Origin of the sequence: Bacillus sp. WMMC1349 (assembly GCF_013155385.1) — a bacterium.
Lineage (GTDB): Bacteria > Bacillota > Bacilli > Bacillales > Bacillaceae > Bacillus.
Genome location: NZ_JABJUQ010000007.1, coordinates 2,244,117 through 2,270,852 on the forward strand (window position 1 = coordinate 2,244,117; position 26,736 = coordinate 2,270,852).

35 protein-coding genes, 1 tRNA gene and 1 riboswitch are annotated in these 26,736 nt (G+C 36.8%); of the genes, 10 read left to right on the plus strand and 26 right to left on the minus strand.

The genetic code is table 11. The annotated features are described in order from the left end of the window. Positions 1-5: 5 nt before the first annotated feature. Positions 6-1,103: a glycine cleavage system aminomethyltransferase GcvT gene (gene gcvT / locus HOO54_RS13805; RefSeq protein WP_172296192.1), complete on the minus strand. Its 1,098-nt coding sequence runs from the start codon at positions 1,101-1,103 to the stop codon at positions 6-8. A gap of 214 nt (positions 1,104-1,317) precedes the next feature. Further along, positions 1,318-1,409: riboswitch (glycine riboswitch) on the minus strand. Positions 1,410-1,555: 146 nt separating this feature from the next. Between gcvT and HOO54_RS13810 the strand changes: the two genes are divergently transcribed. The 4 genes from HOO54_RS13810 to sinR all read left to right on the plus strand — a co-directional run bounded on the left by HOO54_RS13810 (position 1,556) and on the right by sinR (position 4,708). Continuing rightward, entirely contained in the window at positions 1,556-3,235 is a 1,680-nt protein-coding gene (locus HOO54_RS13810; protein ID WP_172299557.1) for a DEAD/DEAH box helicase, read from the plus strand. Positions 3,236-3,238: 3 nt separating this feature from the next. Continuing rightward, complete coding sequence (locus HOO54_RS13815) at positions 3,239-4,033, plus strand: YqhG family protein (RefSeq protein ID WP_172296194.1); 795 nt, start codon at positions 3,239-3,241, stop codon at positions 4,031-4,033. Between the two features lie 135 nt (positions 4,034-4,168). Continuing rightward, positions 4,169-4,339, plus strand: a complete 171-nt coding sequence (gene sinI / locus HOO54_RS13820; protein WP_375335808.1) for an anti-repressor SinI — start codon at positions 4,169-4,171, stop codon at positions 4,337-4,339. Between the two features lie 33 nt (positions 4,340-4,372). After that, a complete protein-coding gene (gene sinR / locus HOO54_RS13825; RefSeq protein WP_172296198.1) occupies positions 4,373-4,708 on the plus strand; it encodes a transcriptional regulator SinR in 336 nt (111 codons plus the stop codon). Between the two features lie 115 nt (positions 4,709-4,823). Here the strand turns inward: sinR and tasA are convergent, their stop codons facing one another. The 3 genes from tasA to tapA form a co-directional block, all read right to left on the minus strand. Next, positions 4,824-5,618 (minus strand): biofilm matrix protein TasA, encoded by a 795-nt coding sequence (gene tasA, locus HOO54_RS13830; RefSeq protein WP_172296201.1) that lies wholly within the window; start codon positions 5,616-5,618, stop codon positions 4,824-4,826. An 84-nt stretch (positions 5,619-5,702) separates the two neighbouring features. Continuing rightward, positions 5,703-6,272 carry a signal peptidase I SipW gene (gene sipW / locus HOO54_RS13835; RefSeq protein ID WP_172296203.1) on the minus strand — a complete coding sequence of 190 codons (570 nt, stop codon included), beginning with the start codon at positions 6,270-6,272 and terminating at the stop codon, positions 5,703-5,705. Between the two features lie 42 nt (positions 6,273-6,314). Next, positions 6,315-6,932 (minus strand): amyloid fiber anchoring/assembly protein TapA, encoded by a 618-nt coding sequence (gene tapA, locus HOO54_RS13840; protein ID WP_172296205.1) that lies wholly within the window; start codon positions 6,930-6,932, stop codon positions 6,315-6,317. Positions 6,933-7,200: 268 nt separating this feature from the next. On the opposite strand from tapA, the gene HOO54_RS13845 reads away from it, so the two are divergent. Further along, the gene (locus HOO54_RS13845; RefSeq protein WP_172296229.1) at positions 7,201-7,524 is read left to right on the plus strand and encodes a DUF3889 domain-containing protein; all 324 of its coding nucleotides are present in this window, start codon (positions 7,201-7,203) and stop codon (positions 7,522-7,524) included. 37 nt (positions 7,525-7,561) lie between these two features. Here HOO54_RS13845 and HOO54_RS13850 read toward each other — a convergent pair whose 3' ends face one another. The 8 genes from HOO54_RS13850 to comGA form a co-directional block, all read right to left on the minus strand. Continuing rightward, the gene (locus HOO54_RS13850) at positions 7,562-7,744 is read right to left on the minus strand and encodes a YqzE family protein (RefSeq protein ID WP_172296231.1); all 183 of its coding nucleotides are present in this window, start codon (positions 7,742-7,744) and stop codon (positions 7,562-7,564) included. Between the two features lie 82 nt (positions 7,745-7,826). After that, positions 7,827-8,210 carry a competence type IV pilus minor pilin ComGG gene (gene comGG / locus HOO54_RS13855; RefSeq protein ID WP_309244875.1) on the minus strand — a complete coding sequence of 128 codons (384 nt, stop codon included), beginning with the start codon at positions 8,208-8,210 and terminating at the stop codon, positions 7,827-7,829. Between the two features lie 2 nt (positions 8,211-8,212). Continuing rightward, on the minus strand, positions 8,213-8,710 hold the full coding sequence (gene comGF, locus HOO54_RS13860) for a competence type IV pilus minor pilin ComGF (RefSeq protein WP_309244876.1): 498 nt from the start codon (positions 8,708-8,710) through the stop codon (positions 8,213-8,215). Then, positions 8,613-8,960 carry a competence type IV pilus minor pilin ComGE gene (gene comGE / locus HOO54_RS13865; RefSeq protein ID WP_172296233.1) on the minus strand — a complete coding sequence of 116 codons (348 nt, stop codon included), beginning with the start codon at positions 8,958-8,960 and terminating at the stop codon, positions 8,613-8,615. Before comGE ends, comGF begins: the two co-directional genes overlap by 98 nt. Beyond that, entirely contained in the window at positions 8,944-9,393 is a 450-nt protein-coding gene (gene comGD / locus HOO54_RS13870) for a competence type IV pilus minor pilin ComGD (RefSeq protein WP_172296235.1), read from the minus strand. The genes comGE and comGD overlap by 17 nt, the downstream gene beginning before the upstream one ends. Next, positions 9,394-9,690 carry a competence type IV pilus major pilin ComGC gene (gene comGC, locus HOO54_RS13875; protein ID WP_172296237.1) on the minus strand — a complete coding sequence of 99 codons (297 nt, stop codon included), beginning with the start codon at positions 9,688-9,690 and terminating at the stop codon, positions 9,394-9,396. A 15-nt stretch (positions 9,691-9,705) separates the two neighbouring features. Next, the gene (gene comGB / locus HOO54_RS13880; RefSeq protein WP_172299563.1) at positions 9,706-10,743 is read right to left on the minus strand and encodes a competence type IV pilus assembly protein ComGB; all 1,038 of its coding nucleotides are present in this window, start codon (positions 10,741-10,743) and stop codon (positions 9,706-9,708) included. Beyond that, positions 10,730-11,797 carry a competence type IV pilus ATPase ComGA gene (comGA, locus tag HOO54_RS13885; protein ID WP_253907682.1) on the minus strand — a complete coding sequence of 356 codons (1,068 nt, stop codon included), beginning with the start codon at positions 11,795-11,797 and terminating at the stop codon, positions 10,730-10,732. The genes comGB and comGA overlap by 14 nt, the downstream gene beginning before the upstream one ends. Before the next feature lie 232 nt (positions 11,798-12,029). Between comGA and HOO54_RS13890 the strand changes: the two genes are divergently transcribed. Beyond that, positions 12,030-12,101, plus strand: a tRNA-Gln gene (locus HOO54_RS13890). 168 nt (positions 12,102-12,269) lie between these two features. After that, positions 12,270-12,515 carry a DUF2626 domain-containing protein gene (locus HOO54_RS13895; RefSeq protein ID WP_172296239.1) on the plus strand — a complete coding sequence of 82 codons (246 nt, stop codon included), beginning with the start codon at positions 12,270-12,272 and terminating at the stop codon, positions 12,513-12,515. Between the two features lie 86 nt (positions 12,516-12,601). On the opposite strand, the gene HOO54_RS13900 is transcribed toward HOO54_RS13895, so the two are convergent. Next, the gene (locus HOO54_RS13900) at positions 12,602-13,240 is read right to left on the minus strand and encodes an MBL fold metallo-hydrolase (protein WP_172296241.1); all 639 of its coding nucleotides are present in this window, start codon (positions 13,238-13,240) and stop codon (positions 12,602-12,604) included. Between the two features lie 151 nt (positions 13,241-13,391). Here HOO54_RS13900 and HOO54_RS13905 point away from each other — a divergent pair, with 151 nt between their 5' ends. Next, positions 13,392-13,565 (plus strand): DUF2759 domain-containing protein, encoded by a 174-nt coding sequence (locus HOO54_RS13905; protein WP_172296243.1) that lies wholly within the window; start codon positions 13,392-13,394, stop codon positions 13,563-13,565. A gap of 105 nt (positions 13,566-13,670) precedes the next feature. On the opposite strand, the gene HOO54_RS13910 is transcribed toward HOO54_RS13905, so the two are convergent. The 11 genes from HOO54_RS13910 to rpmG all read right to left on the minus strand — a co-directional run bounded on the left by HOO54_RS13910 (position 13,671) and on the right by rpmG (position 23,659). Further along, a complete protein-coding gene (locus HOO54_RS13910; RefSeq protein WP_172296245.1) occupies positions 13,671-13,991 on the minus strand; it encodes an MTH1187 family thiamine-binding protein in 321 nt (106 codons plus the stop codon). 15 nt (positions 13,992-14,006) lie between these two features. Beyond that, a complete protein-coding gene (locus HOO54_RS13915) occupies positions 14,007-15,095 on the minus strand; it encodes a YqgU-like beta propeller domain-containing protein (RefSeq protein WP_172296247.1) in 1,089 nt (362 codons plus the stop codon). Positions 15,096-15,161: 66 nt separating this feature from the next. Then, the gene (locus tag HOO54_RS13920; protein ID WP_172296249.1) at positions 15,162-16,286 is read right to left on the minus strand and encodes a M14 family metallopeptidase; all 1,125 of its coding nucleotides are present in this window, start codon (positions 16,284-16,286) and stop codon (positions 15,162-15,164) included. Between the two features lie 88 nt (positions 16,287-16,374). Beyond that, on the minus strand, positions 16,375-18,261 hold the full coding sequence (locus HOO54_RS13925) for an LTA synthase family protein (protein WP_172296251.1): 1,887 nt from the start codon (positions 18,259-18,261) through the stop codon (positions 16,375-16,377). Positions 18,262-18,415: 154 nt separating this feature from the next. After that, complete coding sequence (locus HOO54_RS13930; protein WP_172296262.1) at positions 18,416-19,402, minus strand: ROK family glucokinase; 987 nt, start codon at positions 19,400-19,402, stop codon at positions 18,416-18,418. Positions 19,403-19,416: 14 nt separating this feature from the next. Next, positions 19,417-19,614 (minus strand): YqgQ family protein, encoded by a 198-nt coding sequence (locus HOO54_RS13935; RefSeq protein ID WP_172299567.1) that lies wholly within the window; start codon positions 19,612-19,614, stop codon positions 19,417-19,419. A 102-nt stretch (positions 19,615-19,716) separates the two neighbouring features. After that, the gene (locus HOO54_RS13940; protein WP_172296265.1) at positions 19,717-21,171 is read right to left on the minus strand and encodes a spore germination protein; all 1,455 of its coding nucleotides are present in this window, start codon (positions 21,169-21,171) and stop codon (positions 19,717-19,719) included. 214 nt (positions 21,172-21,385) lie between these two features. Further along, positions 21,386-22,567: a rhomboid family intramembrane serine protease gene (locus tag HOO54_RS13945; protein WP_172296267.1), complete on the minus strand. Its 1,182-nt coding sequence runs from the start codon at positions 22,565-22,567 to the stop codon at positions 21,386-21,388. 90 nt (positions 22,568-22,657) lie between these two features. After that, positions 22,658-22,831: a hypothetical protein gene (locus tag HOO54_RS13950; protein WP_172296269.1), complete on the minus strand. Its 174-nt coding sequence runs from the start codon at positions 22,829-22,831 to the stop codon at positions 22,658-22,660. Positions 22,832-22,876: 45 nt separating this feature from the next. Beyond that, entirely contained in the window at positions 22,877-23,461 is a 585-nt protein-coding gene (locus HOO54_RS13955; RefSeq protein ID WP_172296271.1) for a 5-formyltetrahydrofolate cyclo-ligase, read from the minus strand. A 48-nt stretch (positions 23,462-23,509) separates the two neighbouring features. Further along, positions 23,510-23,659 (minus strand): 50S ribosomal protein L33, encoded by a 150-nt coding sequence (rpmG, locus tag HOO54_RS13960; protein WP_172296273.1) that lies wholly within the window; start codon positions 23,657-23,659, stop codon positions 23,510-23,512. A 322-nt stretch (positions 23,660-23,981) separates the two neighbouring features. Between rpmG and HOO54_RS13965 the strand changes: the two genes are divergently transcribed. Together HOO54_RS13965 and HOO54_RS13970 are read left to right on the plus strand one after the other, a co-directional pair. Continuing rightward, a complete protein-coding gene (locus tag HOO54_RS13965) occupies positions 23,982-24,332 on the plus strand; it encodes a hypothetical protein (RefSeq protein WP_172299569.1) in 351 nt (116 codons plus the stop codon). Beyond that, positions 24,329-24,871 carry an endolytic transglycosylase MltG gene (locus HOO54_RS13970; protein WP_172296275.1) on the plus strand — a complete coding sequence of 181 codons (543 nt, stop codon included), beginning with the start codon at positions 24,329-24,331 and terminating at the stop codon, positions 24,869-24,871. The genes HOO54_RS13965 and HOO54_RS13970 overlap by 4 nt, the downstream gene beginning before the upstream one ends. Before the next feature lie 254 nt (positions 24,872-25,125). On the opposite strand, the gene pstB (HOO54_RS13975) is transcribed toward HOO54_RS13970, so the two are convergent. Further along, positions 25,126-25,905, minus strand: a complete 780-nt coding sequence (pstB, locus tag HOO54_RS13975) for a phosphate ABC transporter ATP-binding protein PstB (protein ID WP_172296277.1) — start codon at positions 25,903-25,905, stop codon at positions 25,126-25,128. A 12-nt stretch (positions 25,906-25,917) separates the two neighbouring features. After that, entirely contained in the window at positions 25,918-26,733 is an 816-nt protein-coding gene (gene pstB / locus HOO54_RS13980; protein WP_172296279.1) for a phosphate ABC transporter ATP-binding protein PstB, read from the minus strand. Positions 26,734-26,736: the final 3 nt, after the last annotated feature.

Consider the following 26,736-nt stretch of genomic DNA (forward strand, 5'->3'; position numbering starts at 1 on the left):
TCCTTTCAAGACGTTTGTCGTTTATAAAATGGGGTTTTTACAATTTTAGCTTTCAGCCGCTTTTTCCTGACTTCCACTTCAACCACCGTGTCAATTTCAGTAGCTTCTATATTCAACATTGCGAGACCAACATTTTTTTTCAAAGTTGGTGACTGTGTGCCGGTTGTGATCTCACCGATTTTTTCATTTTGATAAAAAACAGCATATCCGTGCCGCGGAATTCCTTTATCAATCATTTCAAGTCCGACCAGCTTTCTGTTCACTCCTTTTTCTCTTTGAGTGGCTAAGACAGACTTCCCCAAAAAATCAGATTTTTTATTTGTTTTTACGACAAAGCCAATACCAGCCTCAATCGGTGTAATGTCTTGCGTCAATTCTTGTCCGTATAAGGGTAGATTTGCTTCAAAGCGGAGGGTGTCTCTTGCGCCAAGACCGCACGGTACTAATCCGTCATTTTTGCCGGTTTCGAGAAGAAGCTTCCAAATGCAAGGAGCGTCTTGATTTTGACAATAGATTTCAAATCCATCCTCTCCCGTATACCCAGTTCTCGAGATCAGTGCCCGCACACTTCCGATATCTGTACAATCTTGAAATGTGAACGGTTTTATTTTAGCAATGTCTGCCTTTGTGACTTGTTGTAAAATACGCTCAGCTTTTGGTCCCTGCAAAGCGAGCAAACAAATGTCATCAGACATGTTCTTGATTGCAACATCCCCTTCAGCATGACGTGTCATCCATTCGATATCTTTATGAATATTAGCTGCATTCAAAACAAGTAAATAGTGATTGTCTCCCTTGTGATAAACTAGAAGGTCGTCAATCGTCCCTCCGTTTTCATTACACATCACTGTATATTGGACGCGCCCTTTTTTTAATGCATGAACATCATTAGTCAACAGCTTCTGTAAAAATGGAAGGCTGTTTTCACCAGTAACCTCAACTTCCCCCATATGTGAAACATCAAATAGTCCAGCATTTGTTCTTACCGCTTCATGTTCTTCTTTAATTGAAGAAAAACGAACCGGCAGCTCCCAACCGCCAAAATCAATCATTTTCCCGCCATAATTCTGATAAAGATCAAATAAAGGCGTTCGTTTCAACATGTTGTTTCCCCCTTCGCTTTTTATAGAAATTTGTTAATCATCAGAAAACGCAAAAAATTTCAATAATAAACCACAAAAAAGGACAGAGAACCCCCATTGAATTGGTTTTGGGTTCTCTGTCCTGGCACCTGAAAGTTTACTTTGCATAAAAGCAAAGGCGTCCCCTTTGGTGGTTTGCTCGTCATGATGATTATACAAACTCTCTCCAGAGTTGCGTCAAGCAAGAGTTCTTTTGCCTGAGAGATTCACTATCTTCGAAAGTTTGCTCCTTCGGCGCCCACAAAAGGTCTCTCCTCTTGCTATCATTCGCTCATATTCATATCATTTCTTGGACATACTAAATAAAGCTTATGTATTGTCATGATGATCTACAATTATCCTACCATCACTCATCTGATTGGGCAATAGAAAAAACATTTTAGATTTAAAAGAGGAGGAAGATGGCATTTATGATGAAACCAGATATCCATTTTGATCATGAGTGGCCGGCACAGTTTGCTCAACACCTTGATCAGAACGGTCCATGGGCGAATTGGGAGCTCTACAAATTATCATGTGAAGTACAAAAACGGCTGTCGATTCCATCCTTTAAAGGGTTGCAGGCTCCATTTCATTTGCCTGACTTCACCCCTCTCCCACATCAGCTTGAAGTGGCTCAAAAAGTCATTGAACAAATGAATGGAAAAGCTATTTTAGCTGATGAAGTCGGACTTGGAAAAACCATTGAAGCCGGATTAATTTTAAAAGAATACATGATTAGAGGACTAGCAAAGAAAATTCTAATTCTTGCACCAGCTTCCCTTGTTTCACAGTGGGTCAAAGAACTACGTGAAAGGTTTTTAATTCCAGCTGTTGAACAGAAAAAACATTATGTATGGGAGCAATGTGATGTTGTCGTCTCTTCTCTTGATACAGCGAAGAGATCTCCACATCGTGAGACCGTTCTCTCCATTCAATATGATGTCGTGATTATTGATGAAGCTCACAAACTGAAAAACAGCAAAACGAAAAACTATGAACTTGTTCGTCATTTAAAGAAGAAATATTGTCTGATGCTCACAGCAACACCTATTCAAAATAAGATAGATGAAATTTTCAACCTTGTATCCCTTTTAAAACCGGGACACCTAGGCAATGAAAGTAATTTTAATAAAGATTATTCAAAAAAGAACGGCTCTGCTGAAGCACACGAACATTTAAAAACATTAATTAACAAAGTGATGATTAGAAACAGACGGCACGATACTGGAATCGCTTGGACAAATCGCCATGTTGAAACTGTGCCTATCTCGTTTTCACCGACTGAGCAGGCTTTATATAATGAGATTAAAAATTTGAAACAGGATCACCTTCATTCGTCAAGTATGTTTTCCATTATGACACTTGAACGAGAATGCTGTTCTAGCCGAGAGGCGGTTTATATGACTTTAAAAAATATGCTTGACCGAAAAAACCAAGAAGCTCCGATAATCGGAGAAACAATGATTCATTACTTGATTGAAAAAGTGAATGAAGTCACCCAAAACTCCAAAGCAATGAAAACAGTAGAACTGATCCAAGAGCTCAATGACAAAGTGATTATTTTTACAGAGTACAGAGCAACACAAATATACCTTCAGTGGTTTCTTCAACAAAACGGAATCAGCTCTGTACCTTTTAGAGGAGGTTTTAAAAGAGGCAAGAAAGACTGGATGAAAGAACTGTTCAAGAACAAAGTTCAAGTGCTCATTGCAACAGAAGCTGGTGGTGAAGGGATCAACCTCCAGTTTTGCAATAAAATTATTAACTATGACTTACCATGGAATCCAATGCGTCTTGAACAAAGAATCGGTCGGATTCACCGCCTCGGTCAAAAACGAGATGTTTTTATTTACAATATGGCAACCAAACATACGGTAGAAGAACATATTTTAAAGCTTCTTTATGAAAAAATCGACTTGTTTGAAAAAGTAGTTGGTGATTTGGATGATATTTTAACAAAAGTAGAAGTCGGCAATTTTGAAGAACACTTGCATGATATCCTTTTCTATTCGACTACAGATGAGGAAATGAAGCTCAAAATGGACAACCTAACTTCATTCATTTCTTATGGGAATAAAACAGTTTCAGATTACAAACAAACTGGAGGCTAACAGATGAGACAGGAGGACATCTACCGGTTTTTAGAACACTTTTTCGAAGCGACTGGTTGCACGATTACAGACAAAAGTAGCGCTCATTTAACTGTTCAACTGACGGCTGATGTCGATAAACAAATCATGAACAGACCCTTTTACTGGCACTGGCTTGAAAAAACAGGTGGTCAGCCGAATCCAATGAAAATTACACTTATTACAAATGAAAAACAAGCTCCGGCAAATATAGAAGGAGAGTTTATTCATTTTGGTTCACCTAGACTATTCCAAATTTTTCAGACTGTTAAGAGGAATGGAAGATTTATTCGTCTCTATGAAAAAGTTCGTTCAAATGGCTTGCAAATCTCCCTTGAACCATGGCTCGGTGTAAATGTGACAATCTCTTACCAATCAGACCTGAAAAAAGATAAGCTTTTGTCTTGTGGTCTTCATTTAATCAACGGACAACTCAAAGAAGGATTTCAAGATGAACTAAAGGACTTTTCACTCACAACACAGATCTCTGATTATTGTTACACGATATCGCCTTTAATTAAACCGGAGAGCGGCATCAAACGACTTGAACATTATATCGAACAAATCGCCCGAGATGAACCGCTTGATTGGGCACAAGCTGCCCTTAAAAGATGGAATGATGATCTTTCACTCCTCAATCAATTTTATGAGGAGGCAGAAGAAAAACCGCAAGAATACGAAATTGAAAAAAAAGCACTTCAGACATTATACGAACCAAAAATTGAAATTAAGATTGAAAATGGTGGATTATTTTATTTACAAAAAAAACAATTAAGTTAATTTTCAACGATTCGACAAAATTCTCCAATTTATTCACGGCGCAAAGGTTATAATCGATAATGGAGACTCAAAGATTCTTGATGACAACACGATCGACTAAGATACATGATGAAAGTATTTTGGGAGGGGAAATGTGTGAAGAGAATTCAAAAGGAAGAATTGGATATGGAATGGGTGAAATTAATTCATGACGCACTTAATGATGGGATTAGTCCAGAAGAAATACGAACTTTTCTCCAATTAGGAAAGAAGTCATCGAAAACTTCCATGTCAATTGAAACAAGTCATTCAATAAATCCTTTCTGAATGTGCTATAATATCGAAAGGAAGGTGATGACATTGATTGGCCAGCGTATTAAACAATATCGTAAAGAAAAAGGCTACTCACTATCTGAACTAGCTGAAAAGGCTGGGGTAGCGAAGTCTTATTTAAGTTCTATAGAAAGAAATTTACAAACAAACCCCTCCATTCAATTTCTAGAAAAAGTCTCCGCTGTTCTGGACGTCTCGGTTCATACTCTGCTTGATGAAAAAGATGAAACCGAATACGATGGTCAATTAGATAGTGAATGGGAAAATTTAGTTCGCGATGCAATGGCATCAGGGGTATCTAAAAAACAATTCCGTGAATTTTTAGACTATCAAAAATGGAGAAAAAGACAGGAAAAGGAGTAAGGAGTTTTCTTACTCCTTTTGGTTTTTTCTATCATTATATTTTACCGTCAGTATATTACAAATAAAACCATATTAAAAAACGGATCTGAATGATCCGTTTTTTATTAGAACTATATTATTTGTCTTCACTGTGAGCTTTTTCGTTCTCTTTAACATACCCATTTTCATCAGCATGTTTTTTACCATCGATTGTTAAGCCATTCCATTGAGTAGCTTCGAATGAGAAGTCAAGCTCTACAGAGTCACCTTGGTATTTGTTTTGTAACATTCTGCCTTCGCTGTCTGTTGCTTTATCATTGACAAATTCAATGACCATTTCGACTTTATCGAAATCATATGGATCTTTTGGAACACCATCATATTCAGGTGCAGTTTTTCCTTTAATTGTTGCTACATTGATTTTACCATTTTCATGTAAGAAACCTGGTGCAATATGTTTTTTAACTTTGTCATATGCAGCTTTATCTTCTTTAGCAGACGCATTGTATAGATCATAAAGGTTAGCAGAATCTAAAATGATGTTTTTCGGATAACCGTTTCCACCTTCAAGACCTACTGTCAATACGCTAACTTTAAATTGTTTCAAGAAGTCTTCAGCAGAGTTTTTACCGCCGTTTTTCGCTTTTCCATCAACAAAGTTTTTGTAGCCCATTTTCATTAAAACTTCTTTGATAGCCAATGTGCCATCATTTTTGAATGTAAATTCTTTTTTGAATTTATCACCCGGTTTTAAGTTAGACAAGTTTACTCTAGCTGATGTATCTTGAGCATTTAAGTCAAGCTCTCCAGCTGCGTAAGTTGCATGAGTTGTTTCAATATCGTTGAAAGCAGCCCATGTTCCTCCACCTACTAATGCAAGACCTAACGCAGCAGATGCAACTCCTAATCCAATCTTTTTCTTTGTTCCCATGATAACTCCTCCTTTTATAATGAAAAGTTTGCTATATATGGAGACCTGAATTTCAGGTTACCAACGAATTCACATTGAAATTGATCAATCTTTTTGGGCGGCTTCAACCGCTTTTGTTTTTCGATCAATTTCTCTTAAAGCCGATGTTATATTAATCACGGCATAAAGGATTAATAAAAGCCCTGGCACAATTAATAAAACTGCAGTGCCAATCGGTTTATTTGCAAAATCCAGTACATATCCGGCATACGGAATTGTAAATCCAGAATATTTAGCTACTACATTTTTTGCTAAAACCGGATCGGAATCAGGTGATTTATTATTGTCACCTTTTGTTTGAAACTGTAAATTAGATTTATTTTTTGTTATACCGATAATTCGGTGAGTAACCATTGTGTTTTGATCTTGCATAAAGGTAATAATGTCTCCCTTTTTTAACGACTTAGGATTGTCAATTTTCTCCACAGCAATCATAGAACCTGTCATAAATTTCGGTTCCATTGAACCAGACAAAACCGTTTTCAGCTGATAGCCAAATAGTTGCGGTTCTCCGCCTGACGATTTAGTAGAAATCACGACGATAATTGCAGCAATGATCAAAGTGAAAATAATCACATATAAAATATTGCTGACCCATTTCATGACTTTTTTCATGACGATGTTTCCCCGCTTCCTAATGAATCTCTTTGTCTCTGTCTATTTTTCTTGGTTGGTCTTAGTTGTATCTTTCTGTTCTTCTTTAGAATCTTTTATTTCTTTAGATTCTTTTAATTCGATTACTTTTGACCAAATATAAGATTTTTTTCCTTTAAAATCAGGATGACCTTTAGGTATAATCAATTTGAAAACATATTTACCTTCGCTAAGTTCCTGGGTTGATTCTATTCTGTATACTCCATCGTGAATCTCTTTAGAAACTGTACCTTTATCAACCACTTTTCCATCTTTTAGAGGTTTAGAGGAACTTTCAACTTTGTGCAGCTCCCATTTCCACTTTGAAGTGGTCATCTTATCTCCATGGTTTTTTACTTCAGCAAATAAAGGTAAAGACTCGGGTATTTTTCCTTTGGTCGATGTCTGTTTTTTGAAAGTCAGATCACTTCCATCCCACTGTTTATCATTAACATCTTTGAATTTTGTGCCCGCTTTCATCGAAAAGCTAGATCGTTCCACATCATGAAACGACGCATTTGTATTTTGATTTAGCTGACTTCCCAATCCAATTAAGAGATAAATGATTAAAGCGATTTGTAAGCCAATGACTGTTTGTTTGTTCCTTTTTCGACATCTCCTAGATTTAGATAATCTAATCATGACTACCCTCCTAGTGAGTGCTATACTCTATCGTTCGTTTTAAAGAACCTTATAGTTAGAGTATAAAGAACTAGAGAAAGGTTGAAAACTGCCAAAATAGTCGATTAAGTTCGTTTCAACGAACAATATCGTTTAATTTCTCGAAAAAACTCTTAAATTCTCATCTTTTGAGTTTTTTCAGTTCTTTATAGTGGACATCGTTTGTAACAAATTTCTGTATAATTCACGAGATAAAAGGGGAAAAATAGGTTTGAAAGGGTGATGATTCATGCTGAAAAGACTGGCTATCTGTTTTTTACTAGTTCAAATTAGCCATGTCCCGCTTCATATTCAGGTTCAGGCTGTAAATAACGCATCAACTTTGTCAAAATGGGAAGAGAGAGCAATAGAAGCAGCTCAAAAAAGATATCCAAAAACCGAAGTACGCTCTATTCAAAAAGTATGGGACAGAAAGAGAACAGATGAGGCAGTCAAGCAGTATCATCTGACCCTAAACAAAAAAAATAAAAATTTTGGCGTATTTGTTACCATTTCATACGAACCTACAACCCATAACATTAATAAGATCGTAATCGTTGAAGAATATAAATAAACCGGTTTGCATAAAAACAAACCGGTTTGAGTTACTGCTATTTACGTCTCTTAAAAAGCATCATACAACCCATTGGTAAGATGCCCAACCATCTATAACTACCTGAAGACGGCCTAGCTTCTTTCCGTTTTTCTTTCAATTGTTTTCTTTCTTGTTTTGGTGTATCCATATACTTGACAAGCTGTTCAGTCATATATTTTACATAATCATTTGTTTTCATTAAGTCACCTCACCGCTCTTCTCTATATGATGAAGTTTTGTCAAGCACCTTCCGTTTTATACATTTATGTTCCATCCATATACTACTTCTCCTTCCATTTTGTTATATGTTTAGTTTTTATATCATAATGAAATTCAACTGTGTGAACTGCTTTAGATGCTGTTTTCACCTGAATCTCTACATGCATTGTTTTCTTATCAGAGGGAGAAATAACATATGTCACTAATTGATTTACCTTTTTCTCTATCCCCTCCTTTTTAACTTTCTTTGTTTGAATCTGCCGTAACGCATGTAGAACCCCATTTTGCAGGAGATTTTGCTGAATATAAAATTGTTTTGTTTGTTTAACAAAAGCTTGTTTTGTCATATATGAAGAAGCTGTTTGACTGGCACAAAGTATACATATGACAGCCATAAACAGTGTTGCAGGGTAAATAAAACCATTTGAATTTTTCAGGTTTATCACCTTCATCCTACTTGATAAATTGAAAATGTTGCATGATATTTCTTATTGTTAAGACTGATTACTTCCATAACCACCTGATGATGTTGAAATGTGAAATTGACCCGTTTGATATGTTGTAAAATGGGTACATGTCCTTTTCGATTCACTCTTTTTCGAATCGTTGTTTGATACGGTTCATAACGTACTGTTTCACCGAGAGAATTCGTCATTACCAATAGCTGACCATTATTTTTCACTTTAACGCTATGAGCTTGTCTACATTCTTTTAACATTTGTTCAGTCGTAATGGTCCACTCTTGCGGATTGAGATCTGTATTTTGTACTGTTGGGGTTAAAAACAAATGAAATATTGTGGCCATCGTCCCTGTTATGAACATATAAATTGATAGAGAAAGTAAAACATTAAGAAGGGTAAAGCCCCTTTGTTCTGAGAATGTTAAAACAGTGTTGTTGATTTTTCCGGACCTCGATAGAAACACAGACGTTATAATGATCTCCATCCTCCTCCCAATTAATAAGATAAGCTGTCCCTTGATAAAAAACAGTTTCTGCTGGCTGATAACGGCCGGTTATCAGATAACGATTGAGTTTTTCATCTAGAATGCGATATGCCTCTACTTCTTTTCTTGTTATTTCTTCTTTTAATGTAAACTGGTGAAACATTGGAACAAATAGAATTGTAATCATCAACCATATGCTAAATGCGGAAACCGTTTCAATCGTTGTAAAGCCACTATTGTTTTTGAACATTGATTTTGCCGCTTCCTAAATAAATTGTGATAACAAAGGAGGCTTCACCTGTATTGATCATGATTTTTCCTCCTCGACTAGGAACTCCGTCAGGGCTGTAGGTTAGATTTTGGCTAATAGTTGTTCGTTTTATCATCACCTTCTTGTCATAAGTTCTGACAAGAAAAGGACTCTCATTTTTATCTGCAGACTGGATTGTGTAAGTAAAATGATCAAAATCAAATTTTACCTTAATCTTCTTATTTTGAGTAATAGCCACTTGCTGAGCATAGTGTAAATCTTCCTCAAGCTGGGATACAAAGTGTTGAATGACCCTGTTTTTATAAACGGGAGGCAACCCACTAAATAAAAGAATAGACATAATCGAACTGATCAGCAAAACCGTTAAACTCTCAAGAAGTGTAAAACCGTTTTGTGCCTTTATGTTTTCCATTTATCTAGTTTGTGCCTTGCCATTTATGATGACGATCTTCTTCCCATTAGGACAGGTTGTATTTTTCTTGAGATACCCTTTTGATCTTAGTTCCCCTATACTTGGTGTAGAACCTTTATGATCAATCTGATAAGCGGTGATTTGAGCTTGAACCATATTTTTCAAGCCATCACAACCTTTCTTTTGAATGCTCTCATTGTGCTTTGTCACATTAGGAATTGTAATTAAAAGCAAAATGGATACAACAAACATAACGACTAACATTTCAATTAGGGTAAAACCCTGTTCATTCTTCATTCATTAACATCTCCTTTATAATTGATTCATCATTTGGTACATAGGCAAAAGCATGGACAAGTATAGAATTAAAATCATAACCGCAGTAACCCCATAAATAACTGGTTGGAGCATACCTGTCCACCTTTCTGCCTTTTTTTCAAGCCGGTCGAGTATAAATTGACTATATGAATAAAGCTCTCTATGAAGATAACCGTTCAATTGACCGTGAGCTACTGCTCTAGATAAGTCCTTCTCGTAAAACGGTCGACCATTTAAAATCACTTCTATGGCCTCACCTTGTTTTAATCTTTTAATAAAGTGTTTTGCTTCACTTTGATAAAAAAGTAAAAAGGGTTGATTTTCAAACGCTTTTAAACTGTCATATATGGACATACCAGATTTTAATAAATTACTCAGTTGAAGAGATAAGAAATAGCTGTTGAATAATTTAACACTCCTCCCTATCAGCGGCATTCTGATAAGAAAGATCATTTGATTTTCTGATGATTTTTTACGAAATCCATACCAGTAGAAAACAAACATTCCTATAGCACTAACAATCATAAGCAAAAATATAAAGGAAAAACTGTCGAAAAATATGAATATGAAAGATGTCAGAAAAGATGTTTTCACATTCATGGAGTGATAAATCGCAGAAAATTGAGGAACAATAGCAGATTTCATGATGTAGGTAATCATACAAACTGTTAAAATGAGGAAGGTAGGATATTTTGCCGCTTTCTTCATTTTTTCTGCCTGATCAATTTTACGCTGAAGCAACTCACCGCTTTGCATAAAAGCAAATGGCAAATTACCGTGTTTTTCGGCAAAATATATAATACTGACGGCATCTTTATGAAATGAGATCATATTTAAAACTTGAAAGGCAGGATATCCTTCTGTAAGTTTTCTCATCCCCATTAAAATATCTTTTCTTTGTTTTTCATTCATCTGGAGCTCTAACATTTTTAAAGCATCCAGAAGCGTGTAGCCATTTCTCATCATCTCGCCAAGCTTTTTTAGCAGGTCAGCCTGATCCCGTATAGACCAGTGTTTTTTATTCCGCTTCATGATAAACCCAACGATCATAAGTTTCAGCTGGTAAATAGCCAAGGGCTATTCCTTTTCTGATTAGAGGTGTTAGTTTTTCAGAGCAATTGTTCAAATATTCGCCTTTTGCTTCTCTTATACAAAGGTTCAGGTTCTTCCCATATAAAAGTTCAAAGATGCTTGCTCTCCTAACTGTTCTTGATAGTTTACAATATAAAGAACAATCATCCCCGCAAAATGGACAAACGAGATTAACAAGACGTTGTGCACTTACCGCAATCAATGTCTGCTCAAGTTCTGTTATATTAACACCTAACTCAAGCAGTCTGTATATCGTACCTTTTGCATTTTGCGCATGCATACTGGATAACACGAGGTGTCCTGTTAAGGCTGCTCTAACTGCAAGTTTAGCTGTTTCTGCATCACGTATTTCCCCCACAATAATCATGTCCGGATCATGACGCAGGATCGCTTTTAGACCTACAGAGTATGTCATACCGGCTTTTTCATTAACCTGAACTTGAAGAACACCGCTACTTCGAGATTCAACCGGGTCCTCCAATGTTATAATATTGCGATTAAAATGTTGTTTGGCATGATCAATCAAGGAATATAAGGTCGTTGTTTTCCCTGATCCTGTCGGACCACTTAAAATCATCAGACCATGAGCATGTTTAAGGAATGACAACAGTGTGATTGCTGCATTTGGAAATAATGAAAGTCTTGTGAGTGAAGGAGTCCTTTCCTTTGGAAGAATACGAATAACAAGGCTTTCTTCATGAATAGTTGGCAAAGTGGACATTCTTAAATGAACTGGCTTATTTTTCACAATAAGTGATAAAGCCCCGCTCTGCGGCTGTCTTCGTTCACCAATATCCATTGAAGAAAGGAATTTAAAATGGGAAATGAGCCTTGAACACTCTTTTCTTGTCATCCTTTCCTTATTAAATAATTGATCATCAATTCTAAATCGGATAACGGCTTCTTTTTCTCCGGGGACGATATGAATATCAGAAGCTTTCATCATACATGCTTCTTCAATAAGCTTCCCGCCCAGCGCTTCAATCGTGTACAAACCTTTCGCCTCCTTTCTTAGCCGCAGTTTAATGCAAAAGATCAGAAGCTTCAACTCCTCAAAAAGGTAAAATGGCTCTACAAAAACAGCGAAAGAATATTTTTAATGTTGCAAAGAATCACTTTTGACGTTATTCTTCCCCTCTATTTAATCTTTTTTCTTAAAGACCCGTTCGATTCCCGTGATTCATGTATAAAATAGATACTCTAGCTAAAACTAATACTGAAAGCAATGGGCTATAGCCAAGCGGTAAGGCAACGGACTTTGACTCCGTGACGCGCTGGTTCGAATCCAGCTAGCCCAGTTTATTTATTTCTCTATCGAGATTTGTGAAGATTCCCGTCTATAATTGTTTCAACTTCCCCATCATAATTTTGTAAAAAATGAATTGATTTTCCCTAAATGATAATGTTTACATCTGAAGTTGTGTTGATTATAATAGAAGCAAAGGGGTTTTTGGGGAGGGATATTAATGAATCGCATGTTCCGTGTGTTAGGTTTTTGGACAGGTATTTTTGCGGTCATGTTTTATCTAGGAAATATGAAAGATGCATCACTGCTGTTTTTTGGTCAAACCATTTTCTTTGTTTTCTTATCGTATCTTAACTTGACCGAAAGGATGTACATTTATATTTTCGGCGCCTATTTAACGGTCTTTTTTGCAGCATTTACATACTATTCTGTCTTTATTATGGTCCCAGGTCAAGGAGGCCATTAAAAATTCATATATTAAGCAAGTGCAACAAGATGATCTCTGTTTGAACAGCGGTCATCTTGTTTATTTCTACGTCATGATGTGCTTAACTATAATGTGAAACCATTGATAAACGGGTTTTCTTCCTGTTCTGTCATAATATCGGTTTCAGGACCATGTCCACTTAATACAAGCGTATTTTCAGGCAGAGAAAGCAGTTTTTTATGAATACTGTTGAGCAAAACTTCATGATTTCCACCTGGGAAGTCGGTACGGCCAATGCTTCCTTTAAATAAAACATCTCCAGAGATAATCAGGTTTTCCTCATCTAGATAATAAGAGACACTTCCTGGAGAATGACCGGGGGTTAAGAAAACTTGAAGTTTAAACGGACCTATTTCTAAGTCCTCTTCCTTTTCGAGCAGATGATCGGCTTTTTCCGCTGTGATATTCTGACCTGTTAGTAAAGCTGAACCGTTCAGTGACGGATCAGTTAGCCAGTTTTCTTCATTTTTATGGACATAAACAGGGATGTCCCACTCTTTTCTCACCTTGTCCACAGCTCCGATATGATCAAAATGTGCGTGTGTCAGCAGGATGGCAAGTGGTTTAAGGTTTTTTTCTTTTATGTATGTGTTTAATTTTATCGCTTCGCTACCTGGATCAAATATTAAACAAAATTTCTCATCGTTTGAGAGAATATATGCATTTGTTTGTATAGGACCTAACGGCATTCTTACCCAATTCATTTTTCTCACCTCGATAATTATTCTTTTTTCATTATGAATGTTTTATGAAAATTTTTCAATGAATCAGATTGTTCTCGACAAAGTGATTGAAAACCATTAAAATAAAATTGGAAATAAACTGCAGGGGATCCAAACGAAGGGGGTTTTATTGATGTTGCTTGTTATCATTTTTGGTCTTGTCGCAATATTATCCGCTTTTGGGGTTGTTCGTTCATTTAAACAAATTAATGTTCTCGGAATTTTATTTGGAGGAGCTGCTTTTTTAGTTTTCGGTTGGTTTACAGTGATGACGATTATAAACAGCGGATATCCAACAGCACACTAAATTTGAGCTATACCAGAGGTGTGTCTAGTGTGCGATGAAATTTGGGGAATTTGCTCGCTTTCCGAGGAGTCTCACAAATTCCCCCTGATCCATGTTTGATAACCCCTATTGAGGATGGTTCAAATGGTTATGAACACTTAAAAGTTTCCCCTCCATTGTTGTGCTCTTATCACGTCGATCATCTATCCTGATATTGGTCGCAACTCTGTCTATCCCTTTGCTGAAAGGGGCTTCATGAATTGATTGAATGACTTCAAACAATTCACTTAATTCTCCTTCAATTATCGTATTCATCGGTGTCAGTTGATATTTAATCTTCCCTTCTTTTTTAAAGTTTTCTAAAATCATTTGAATCTCTGCTACATACTTGCTCACACTTGGAGTTTTAGTTCCAATCGGTATAATTGTAACATCTGCAATTGCCACTGTTATACTCCCTTTCTATTCCTCGATTACAAGAGGCTCTAATTTTTTTGAAGAAATTGAAATGATCTGATTTTTTGTATAGCCGTATAAAATATGATTTCCGTCTGGAGACAATGTAAGTGGATGCATTTCGATCCGTTTACAGATTACCTTCCGTTTTCCTGACTGAAGATGAATAGCGATCAGATCAAAGAGAGACCCCGATTGATTCTGCTCATATGTATAAAGCACTTTGTTTTTTTGGTCATAAGTGTATTCCATTGAAGACAGGCTGGAATAAGCAGAATACAACGGAAGCTTTAAAGAAATCTGTTTTTTCATTGATGAGACATCCGAAAATAGATAGACTCCCTCAGCAGATTCTTCAGGTGCCGATTTTACAATCAGTCGAATATTTTGAAAAACGTCAAGAAACAAAACATCATCAGCGATTTTTTTTTCATGTTTACTCACGATCTCGTAGGAATAAACAGGAGCCGGTTTTTCCCGGTCCCCATCATCCCATTTTATATATTCAAAAGTTTCTGCTGATGTCCAGTGGACAAATGCTGCCTGAGCAATGTTTTTCTCTACTTTATGGCCTTTTACATCGACTAAATATGAATGATAATCCCAATCTTTTGTAAACTTAGTAACATATAAAAGATAAGGATTAAATTGATTCCAATCCACTTGAAGTTCGTGACTATGAAAACTTTTAGTAAACAGTATATCGCCTTTCAAATTGATCAAAGTTAATTTAATTTTTGAGCCGTTTTCTAAAGTTTGAACGAGAATCATTTTTTGCTTTTGATTTAATTCAGCTGATATCAACCGATTATCTGATGTATAAATCGTTTTCCCTTTCCCTTTAAAAATATGATAAGCATTTATTTTACTTCCTTTAATTGGATCGTTTTTTGTATATAAAATGGTTTCATTATCAAGCCATCCTGCCGCTTCACTGAAATGTTGTTCTGTTAAAGGTATGATTTTCTTGTTCGAAGCTGTCAGATTATTTTTTTTCTCTTGGTGAACGGCTTCTTGATCGCTTGACTGTGAGTGTGTGCAAGAAGTTACTAAACTAGCCGAAACTGCGGCAATAATACATAATGAAACTCTCAAAAAAGTGCCTCCTCCCTCCGTAACACGATCATCTATTTACATTTACGAATAAAATTGTAAAAAGTTTCAACTATTATAGTAACATGCTGCCCAAAGAATCCCTCTACTTTTACGATATATATCATGAAATTGTTTCATTGATAAAGGATTTTTTCCTTTGCCAAGCTCAACAGTATATCCTTCTCTATGGTAAAAATGGATAAACCAATCCCTAAATCCCGCATAACTATCAATATCTCTTATCCCTAAATACCCGCTGAGTCGTTCAAATAGTTGAATCACTTCACCTGAAACAGCTGGTTCAAACCCTTTATAACCCCAATAAATTTCTTCACCCTGTGTATGGAGCGCTATCAGACGGTTTGGTGGATGACGAACAATCAAATCACGCATAACGATTGCTTCTGGCTCGGTTAACGGTTCATCTCCTGGGTAGTCTCGATATGATGGTGCTTTGGGCGGTTTTCTTTGTTTTTCAATTTCCCAAAAAGACGGAAATTGATTATTCAAATCTACACCGTTTATATTGGCTTTCCATTCTTGAAAATGAGTTTGTTGCTGATTCATTTCATCAAAACTCGCCCGATCTATTCCAAGTTCTTCTGGTCCCTTCAGTACAAGATCAACCCCATCAGGATTGACAAGCGGAACAACTGAAAGTTTAGTCTGACTAAAGAGTTGGAGTGGGGAAAAACCTAAAACTTGCTGATTATAACATAGAGAAAAACAATATTCTTTAAGCCATTTCATGAGTACAGAAGTTGTAATCCACTCATTGGCATGAAAAGAGGCATTGATATGTGTTAACTTTTCAGCGTCTGGCGCTCCTATATTCAACTCGTATATTGGCTTTCCTAATACTGAATGACCGAGAATATGATACGTAACGAAAGGAAAGCATTCCGCAAGTTTTTCAATTTCGATTTTCAATGTTTCAGAATCATATATGATTTCTTTTGTTAGCCACTCTTCTTCAAAATGCTGTTTGTTGTTGACCATTAATTGCAGCTGTTCATACGTGTCTACTGTTGGAACATCTTTTTCTGCTTGGTGATTGGTACCTGGAAAATAAAGCTCATCATGGGCAGCAGAGTGGTTTCCAGAGATTAGTATCTGTTCAGGTATGTTCAGGATTTCAGCCAGCCTTGACATGTTTTGTTTCAAAAATGGTTTGAGTTTGATAAGTGCCATTAATGATCCCTCCCACAATAGCATATGAAGGAAGTTTGTCTAACTCCTACAAAAAAAGCCTCCTTTTGTAAACGGAAGCCTTCAATCATTATTGTTTTTTACTGCTTTTCTTTAGGCGTTCATTGTCATAAAACCTCAGCAAATCACCATAAATGATTTCGTCAGAGTATGACAACTCCTCCTTTGCTTTTTCAACATATGGTTCACAGCTTGCTTGATCTTTTACAGGCTGACCTGTTGCTTTATCATAACATACACCATCAGTGTACACTCTATTCTTTGTAATAAAGCTACCGTCACGCAACACGGTGAACTCTTTTTTATCTTTTGAAAACAAATCATTGCCAAACTGAACCTGGTCACTTGAATGAATACCGAGAAGATTTAATAATGTTGGGCGAATATCAATCTGTCCACCAACTGTATCAATCGTTTTCGGTTTTTTATCTGTTACTCCTGGAATATGAACCACAAGTGGTACTTTTTGAAGCTGAACCTCTTCAAATGGTGTAATTTCTTTGCCAAGGAACTGCCCCATTGCTTCATTATGATTTTCCGAAATTCCGTAGTGATCCCCATATAAAACGATCACTGAGTTTTCATAAAGGCCGTCTTCTTTTAGCTTCTCAATAAAACGTTTAAGTGCCTCATCCTGATAACGGACAGTTGGGAAATATCTGTTTAATGTGCGGCTGTTTGACTGATATTCATCAATCATTTTATCTTCTTCATCTAGCTCGAATGGAAAATGATTTGTTAGTGTGATCAAACGAGTATAAAACGGTTGAGGCAGATCTTTCATAAGTGCTGATGTCTGCTCGAAAAATTCTTTATCTTTCAATCCCCAACCTACAGAATTTTCTTCAGTTACGTTATAAGATTGGACATCATAAAATTTATCATATTTTAAAGACTGGTACATGATATCTCGGTTCCAGAAACTTTTATTGTTAGCGTGAAAAATAGTGGAATAGTAGCCATGACCTTTCAGTATTTCAGGCATTGCTGTATATTCGTTTCCTGCATTTGTAAAGAAGACCGCTCCCCTTCCTAAAGGATAGAGAGAGTTATCCACGATAAATTCCGAGTCAGCTGTTTTCCCTTGACCTGTTTGATGATAAAAATTTTCAAAATAATAACTTTCTTTAATCAAGTCATTCAAGTAAGGTGTGATCTCTTTACCATTCATTTTTTGATTGACAACAAAGTTTTGGGTTGATTCAAGAGATACAAGGATGACATTGCGTCCTTTAGCAATCCCAGCCAAATCTTGATTGGTATCAGTCTGATTCGCATTCACATAATTTTCAATTTCAGTGAGGCTGTTACTATCAGCCAAGGCGCGTTGAGCGGACTGCTTTGATTGAATCAAGCCATCATAGATATGATAGTTGTACAGACTGATGTTCTTCACTAGTACTTCCCTGTCAAACGATCTCGTCAATAATTGGGGTCTTTCTGTTTCCGATAATCCTAAATTAAAAAAGAACACAGAAATTGCAAACAAAAAATAAGCTGCTCGTTCTTTCCTCGTCGCTACAGAACTAGCATGAATTGGCTTTCGTTTATACAACCAAACCAAAATCACAATATCCACGATTAAAAGCAAGTCAGTAGGCATAAACAGTGAGTTTATGCTGCTGCCCAAATCGCCCATATTATTTGTTTGGAATAATACAGGGATCGTTAAAAAGTCGTTATAAAAACGATAGAAGACCATATTGGCCAACAGTACAAATGTCAAAAGGACGCTGGTTCCAATAATGAATCGATTTCTGTTTTTTTCTTTAAAAAACAGACCGATTCCGAATATAAACAGCAAAAAGCTTAATGGATTAATGAATAATATAAACTCTTGCATAAAGTTTTCAATTTTAATGTTAAAGCTAGTTTTATAGACGACATACGTTTTTAGCCACATAAGCAATGTCGCAATGAACAGAAACGAAACTTTTGAAATAAACGACTTTCGCATGCCAAACCTCCCTTATGCAGCAAGACAAAATTTTTATAATTAACATCCATATATTTCTTATTTTTCAAAAAATGATAAAATAACTACACCATATCTTAACCTGTCTTCACAAAAAAATCAATCTTTTTTAAAATCTGTTCAAAATTCCCATTTTTTATATGTGAAGGTGTTCCGTTTTATCACTTTTACTCTTAAGCCATGCGTTTTTTGCGATCCATGCTCCACCGATCACCCCTGCATCATTCCCAAGGGAGGCGATCACAATGTCAACTGCCTCTCCTGCTCGCGGAAATACATGTTTCTCAAAAGATTTTTCCACCTTAGAACGAAGGAATTCGCCAGCTTTTGAGACCCCTCCGCCGATTAAAATTTTTGAAGGGTTTAACGAACTTGTTAAACCTGCTAAAACTATTCCTAGATAATGTGTCACATATTCGACAACTTTGAGTGCTACCAGATCGTTTTGTTCAGCTGCTTTAAAGATATCCCGTGCTGTTAAGGGAGTATTCTTTGCCAAACATGTTTCACAATCACTAGCTGCAATGGTTTCTTCGGCAATTCTTACGATGCCTGTAGCAGATGCAATTGTTTCAATACAACCGGATCTTCCGCAGTTGCAAGTCGCTCCTCCTTCAGCAACCGAACAGATGTGACCAATTTCTCCACCAGCTCCGTTTTTCCCGTGTACAACTTCTCCGTTGACAATAATACCGCCACCGACACCTGTCCCTAAAGTAACAAGGATCAAATCCTTTGCTCCATTTCCAGCACCTTTCCACATTTCTCCTAAAGCCGCGAGGTTTGCATCATTTTCGATGACAACGGGAAGTCCTGTCTCTGCCTCTAGATGCTCTTTCAAAGGATAGTTTTCCCACCCCATATTTGTCGTTTTATAGACAATTCCTGTTTCGGTATCGACTGGTCCTGGGGCCCCCATGCCGATCCATTTTAAGATTTGTTTCGGTTTGCCAATTTCGTTTAGCTTGCTGTCAATTGCCTTTGCAATACTTGTCGTAACAGTCTCTCCTGACTTATCCGTCGGTATTTCCCATTTGTGCTTCACTTCTCCACAAGCGCTTACAAAAGCAAGTTTAACGGTTGTTCCTCCAAGATCGATTCCTACGAGCCAGTTTTCATTCATCAACAAGTCCCCCATTATTTTCTCTTTATTTTGGTCAATTCATTCTGCAATATCGACATCGAAAGTACCCATTTTTCTTTATCAATCAAATTTGAATGATACATTTCCTTTAGTTCGTCCATCATAAACTCGAGTTCAAGCTGACGATCTCCGAAATAGACATAACATCCGAACTGCTTTAAAAATAACTGAACATCATATGCTGTTTTCATTTCATTCACCATTTCTCTTTCATATCTACCAATATTAAGCGTATTCATAAACCTATCTTTCGTCAAGTAGAAAAAAGCCTGTTTTCAAATTGAAAACAGGCTTTATCGGTCTGGATCTTGTGGATTTAAAAATCTAGGCCTTCGGGTTTTGAGCGGCATAGGTGTTCGAATAACAACATCGCGAAAAGCCTCGTAGTCAAAAGGTATAAACGGCCATAGATATGGAACATAAAAGGATTTCATTCTGACCAAGTACAAAATCCAACAAAATATTCCAATGATAAAACCAGAAGGGCCAAACGCTCCTGTAATAATGAGCAACACAATTCTAGTGATCCGGTTTGCCATGCTCATTTCATAACTTGGTGTCGCAAATGTACCGATGGCAGCGATCGCCAAGTACAGAACAACCTCATGTGAGAAAAGCCCGACTTGAACGGCTACTTCACCAATCATTAAAGCTGCTACAAGCCCAAGAGCTGTGGCCAATGATGAGGGGGTGTGAATCGCTGCCATTCTCATCATGTCGACACCTAATTCAATGATGAGAAACTGACCGAGTAAAGGAATGACTCCTTTTTTTTCAGGACCTATATATTGAAGTGGTTCAGGAAGTAATTCTGGATGAATAGCCAACAAAAACCATAGTGGCAATAAAAAAAGCGATGCCATGACAGATAAAAAGCGTACCATCCTCAAATAAGCTCCTGTAAGAGGTTTATTTCTATATTCTTCAGCATGCTGTAAATGATGCCAAAAAGTTGATGGTGTAATCATCGCACTTGGAGATCCGTCGACAAAGACGAGAATATGACCTTCTAATAGATGGACTGCCGCAGTGTCAGGTCTTTCTGTATAGCGCACTGTAGGGTATGGGTTCCAATGTCTTCCGCCAATATACTCTTCCAATGTTTTTTCAGCCATTGTTAACGCATCCGTGTCAATGGCTTTAAGAGACTGTTTTATTTTTTTTACATTTTCCAAATCAGCAATATCTTCTAAATAACAGACCACAACATCGGTTTTACTTCTTCTGCCGACTTGCAGAAACTCCATTCTTAATGACCTGTCGCGGACCCTTCTTCTAGTCAATGCTGTATTAAATACAATCGTCTCGACAAACCCATCTCTTGATCCTCTGACAACACGTTCATTATCCGGTTCTTCAGGACCTCTGGCAGGATATGTTCTGGCATCAATAATAATGGCATGATCAACCCCGTCGACAAGTAGGATCGTCGGTCCTGCGAGTACCTGATCTGCTGCTTTATCCAAATCTCCCTCAGTATTAATTTCAACATATGGAATGTGGGTTTTCATCAGTTTTTCAAGTGGATCATTCTTTAAACTTTCTGGAGGTAGGGTCGCCAAATATTTTTGTAAAAGGTGCATGATGTCGTCTTTTACAAACCCATCAATAAAATATAACGCCATATCTCTTCCAGCATAGGAGACATCAAGCCTGATCATATCAAAACTCTTACCGACTCCAAGTTTTTCATTTAAATATGCAACATTTTCGGCTAGACATTCTTGAACATTGTGCTTTTTTTCCATTATAAAAGCTCCCATCAATGAGTCTGTTTCATCAGACCATTTTTTACATCTTGGGAGCTTTTCATACTCTATAATAGAGACATTCTTTTTTTCTTATTCAATCGATTATAATGTTCGGCAAAAGACCTAAAATCATATATTGCGAAAAGGACCGTATGAGATGTCCTGAAGTGCTTCTAAACGTTAAGCGCTAAACAGAGGCAGTTTTAGGTTTTTAGAGAGTTTGAGAATGGACTCCCCAGTACAATGCTCCACCGCCTAAAATGATGACTAAAATCCAGCCAAAGATCCGCTTGATTAAGGTTTTCTCCTTAGGAAGACCGACTGCTAGAGCTGTTAAAAAACCACCGACTAATCCGCCGATATGCCCCGCATTATCAATGTTAGAAATCGTAAAACCTAGCCCAAGGTTTAGGATGATAATCACAGCAATATTAGTCCCAATCGTTTTTAAGAAAGCCTGCTTATTTGAAAAAGCGAGATACAAAAGAGCTCCGAGACAGCCGAAAATGGCTCCAGATGCCCCTGCTGAAAGATACGGACTGAACAAAAAGCTCCCAACTGAACCGAAAACCCCTGCTAATATGTAGATCACTAAAAATCGAAATGAACCAAAGACTCTTTCTGCGGCTGCTCCGACAGATAGCAAAGCAAAAGTGTTAAATAAAAGGTGAATGAAACCGATGTGAAGGACAATTGGAGTTAATAGCCTCCACCATTCCCCGTCTAAAATCAGAGTATTAACCTTAGCGCCAAAGAGAATCAGTGTTTCAATATTTTGACTGCCTCCCGATATTTCTAAGAGAAGGAACATTATGATTTGAAGAATAGCAAAAAACCAGGTGAAAATTGGTTTTCCACTTTGAAAAACAGCAGAATGTCGCTGTCTTTCTTCCTCTTTATTTTTAATTTCTTCCAACACTTGGGTCTTGATATGCTCTACTTCCTCTTCAGATCGCTCAACAATCTGATCAGTTAATTCACTTAACTTTAAATTTAAGGCAAGGGCCACTTTATTAAGCTCTTCCTCAACACCAGACTGATCGATAAAAATAGGAACAATGCTAATTCGTTTGTCTTGAATAGGATGGTTGACAACATCTTGCCATTCATCAACAGGCGCCTCTTGTGATAAATATATTGTTAATATTGAGAGATTCCGTTGACCAGAGGCAACGCGGATTCGATCCGCTCTTTCAGCCAGAGATTCCAGATCAAAAACAAGTGCCTGACGGAAGTCAATGTCTTTTCGATAAATCCGAATCAAATCATAAGGTACATGCCCCTTCGCTTCAAGCCATGTTTCTTCATCAGAAACAGGCGCTTTTAAAACCTCGAACCCCCTTTTCGATAGAGTTTTGATTAAATTCCAGTACATATAATCAAATGAATACATTCCAACGCTCCATTATCATTTTTGTTCATTATAACAAGAAATTCACAATTTTGCTTAAAACAGATAAAAAAACCCCGCATTTTACGGGATTTAATAAACAGGTTGGGTAAATTTATTTCGAAAAAAAGGAATTCTCATGATCCAGTGAATAAAGTAATGGCGAATTCGGTCCTGACCAAGAACAAAATTGAGTACCCGATAACGGTTTTGAAAAAACAGGACAATTGTAAGCATTCCTAAAATCAAAAAAGTAAATCTTCTCATACCATCCCTCCTACCACCTATCGTCTCACATTTTGCATGATTTATTCAGGTTCGAAAATCAGAGGAGCTATATTTACAAATCAATGTAACGCCTTCCGTAAAAATTTGATCCACCGGAATATCGTGTTTTTCATGGGGAACTTGATCGATCATTTGACATTGAAAAGCAAGTGAAGCTGTCTTTTTTCTATAGCTAGATAAATATCTGTCATAATATCCGCCTCCATAGCCAATTCTATAACCATTCCGATCAAAACAGATGCCAGGAACAAGGATAAAATCAATGTCTTCTTGACTGACCAGTTCGGTTTTATTCATGATGGGTTCTAGTAAACCAAAATAAACAACTTCAAGTTCGTTTTCATTTTTGAAACAGCGAAAATGCATATCATGCGTCTCAGGAAAACATTTTGGAATACATACGACCTTTCCTTCCTGCCAAGCCCGTTTAATAATCGGTTTTGTAGGTATTTCAAGCTTTCTTGAGATGGTAAGGGCGATCACAGATGATTCTTTCCATGCTTTAGATTGAAAAAGTGCCTGGTGAATCGCTTCTGCTTTTTCTTGAAATTCTTGATCTGTAAGCTGTTCAAGTTTACTTCTCATCGTATTTCTTAAAAAACGCTTCACATCGCTTCCTCCCTTAAAATTGAAAAAACAGCAGGAAGTTCCTGCTGCTTACTTTGTTTCACGGTGTAAAGTTGATTTTTTGTCACGTGAGCAATACTTTTTGAATTCAACGCGATCTGGATTGTTACGCTTGTTCTTTTTAGTAATATAGTTACGCTCGCCGCATTCAGTGCAAGCTAAAGTAATATTTACGCGCATGATTTTCCCTCCAAACTATATATCATTTCTGTTCAGACTTATCTATAATACCACTAATAAAGCTGGAATGCTAGGCGTTTTTTTCGTTTATCATTTTGTTATGAGATTATAATCGATGATCGACGCTTCTTTTGACAATTAACATGCTTTATTTGATTATTTGTTAAGCAATTTGTAATATAGAGATAGGGAATTTTCGAAGGAATCTCTCCTGAAAGTATTTTTTTCGACAAATTTTATTATTTTTTTATTAAATCCTTTTGGAACAAGCATTTTTATGGTATAAAAAAGAAGGAGAAAATAAGAATTGAAGGTGATGAACGTGGAATTTGCTATAATTGCACTGCTTGTCGTCAGCATTGGGCTGATTGCATTCTCATATTTTCAAAGGGAACCGATTAAGGAAGTGGAGCAAGAGTTGGAGACGCTTCAGCTGTCAGCAATGCAGGAAATTTATAAACTGAAAAAGAAGATGACAGTGCTTGAGGAAGAACTTCTTGATTCAAACGTTGTGATCCGTAGAACGGCTTCAGGGATCAACCAGCATATCGCAAAACAGATTCTTTCCAAATATCAAAACGGGATGTCTGAAGAAGCTATCGCCAAAGCAGAACATGTCTCTATTGAAGATGTTAAGGCGATTATTAGTGACAATAAGAGGGTGCTTGTATGAACAGACAAAGTGTACAAGCATTTGCCGGGGGAATGATTTTAGCCACGGGTGTTCTTGCAGGAGCATTTTACCTGACAGATAACGGAAGTGCCGAATCTAAAGATGCTGAAAAAATAAGTAAGGCCGATGTTAAAACGTATTTAAAAAACAATGAACAAATTGCTGTTGAAAAGAATGATTATCAAGAACTTCTGCAATATAAAGAAACAGCATTAAAACATGGTAAAGTCGCCCAAAAAGATAACAATAAAGCAGAGGACAAAAATAAAGACAATAATAAAGACAAAGATAAGAACAAAGATAAAAAGGAAGATAAAGACAAAAAGAAAAAAGATACAAAATATAAACTCGAAATTAAGAGCGGGATGAGCCTATCAGAAGTGGCTGATACTCTTGCAAAAGAAAAAGTTGTCTCATCTGCAGATAAATTTGAAAAATACGCAAAAAAATCCGGGTATGAATCAAAACTTCGTGCCGGTAAGTATGAATTAAAACGTGGGGAAAGTTTCAAAAAAATCGTGGAGACACTATCCAAGTAAAAATAACCGTCGGTCAAACCGGCGGTTTTTATTTAGCCCTAAAAGACACTTGTGGTCTTTATCCTTTACCCCTATAATTTGAGTCTCACTGTACTCAAAAACTATCCTCTGGCCCGAATTGTATGATCTCTAAATTTGGATGGCGATTGTGGATCATAGGTTTTCATCGCGAACACCACAACCTTCGCATAAACGCTCATTTCCACAATAAAAACAGGCTGTGGAACTTCAGCCTGTTTTTATAAGTAGTTATGTTATCCAAAACGACCGGTAATATAATCTCTTGTTCGGTAATCATTCGGGTTTGAAAATAATGTCACCGTATCCCTGCATTCAATGAGCTCTCCCATTAGAAAGAAAGCTGTTTGATCAGAAATTCTTGAGGCTTGCTGCATATTGTGAGTGACAATCGCAATCGTATAGTTTTCTTTTAGTTTCAACATCAGTTCTTCTATTTTCAAGGTGGACACGGGATCAAGGGCTGATGTAGGCTCATCCATTAATAAAACATCAGGGTTTGTGGCAAGCGCCCTTGCAATGCATAATCGCTGCTGCTGGCCTCCAGAAAGACCGAGTGCCTGTGAATGAAGACGGTCTTTCACTTCATCCCACAACGCTACATCGATCAATGCTTTTTCAACTCTTTCATTCAGTTCCTGTTTGTTTTTTACGCCATGAATTTTAGGACCGTACGCAACATTATTAAAAATCGATTGTGGGAATGGATTCCCTTTTTGAAAAACCATACCGACATTCTTTCTTAATTCAACAAGGTCAGTTGATCTATTCAAAATGTTATTGCCCTTATAGCTAATATCACCTGTTATTTTAACGTTTGGCACCATGTTGCTCATCAAATTTAGCGTCTTAATAAAAGTTGACTTCCCACAACCTGATGGACCGATGATCGCAGTAATCTCACGTTCAGGGATCGATAAATGAATGTTTTTTAATGCATGGTGTTCACCATACCATAAATTCAAATCACGTACTTGATATACATCTTTTGGCTTTATTGCTGTTACAGCATCCATGACCATCCCTCCTTAACCGAATCTACCGTTGATATAATCCTCTGTTTGTTTTTCAGAGGGATTTGTAAAGATTTTTTTTGTTCTGTTATATTCAATCAAATCACCATTTAGGAAAAACGCTGTTTTGTCGGAAATTCTAGAAGCCTGCTGCATATTATGAGTCACAATGATAATAGAATATTCTTTTTTTAATTTGACGATTAATTCCTCAATTTTTGCATTTGAAATTGGATCAAGTGCTGAAGCCGGTTCATCTAAAAGTAATACTTCAGGTTTCATCGCAAGCGTTCGGGCGATACAGAGGCGCTGCTGTTGACCTCCTGACAATGATAAAGCCGATTGATGAAGGCGGTCTTTTACTTCATCCCAAAGCGCTGCTTTCGTTAGGCTTTCTTCTACGATATCATCCAAAACCGTTTTCCTTCGTTCTCCTGCATACTTCAAAGCATGCGTGATATTCTGATATATCGATTTTGGAAAAGGATTCGGCTTTTGAAAGACCATGCCAATTTCTCTTCTCAAATTGATAACATTTATATGGGAATCAAGAATATTAAGCCCTTCATATAAAATTTGACCCGTAGTTCTGGCAGAAGAAATCAAATCATTCATGCGATTAATACTTCTTAAAAAAGTCGATTTTCCACAACCTGACGGACCGATCAATGCTGTAACAGCCTGTTTATCAATTTCAAGAGAAATGTTGTTAACAGCCCGTTTTTCTCCATAATAAATATTTAAGTTTTGCACTTCTAAAATGTGTTCTTTTGGAAGCTCCGCAATTCCGCTACTGTTATCTACAATTTCTAAAGCCGGAATTTGAACCATAAA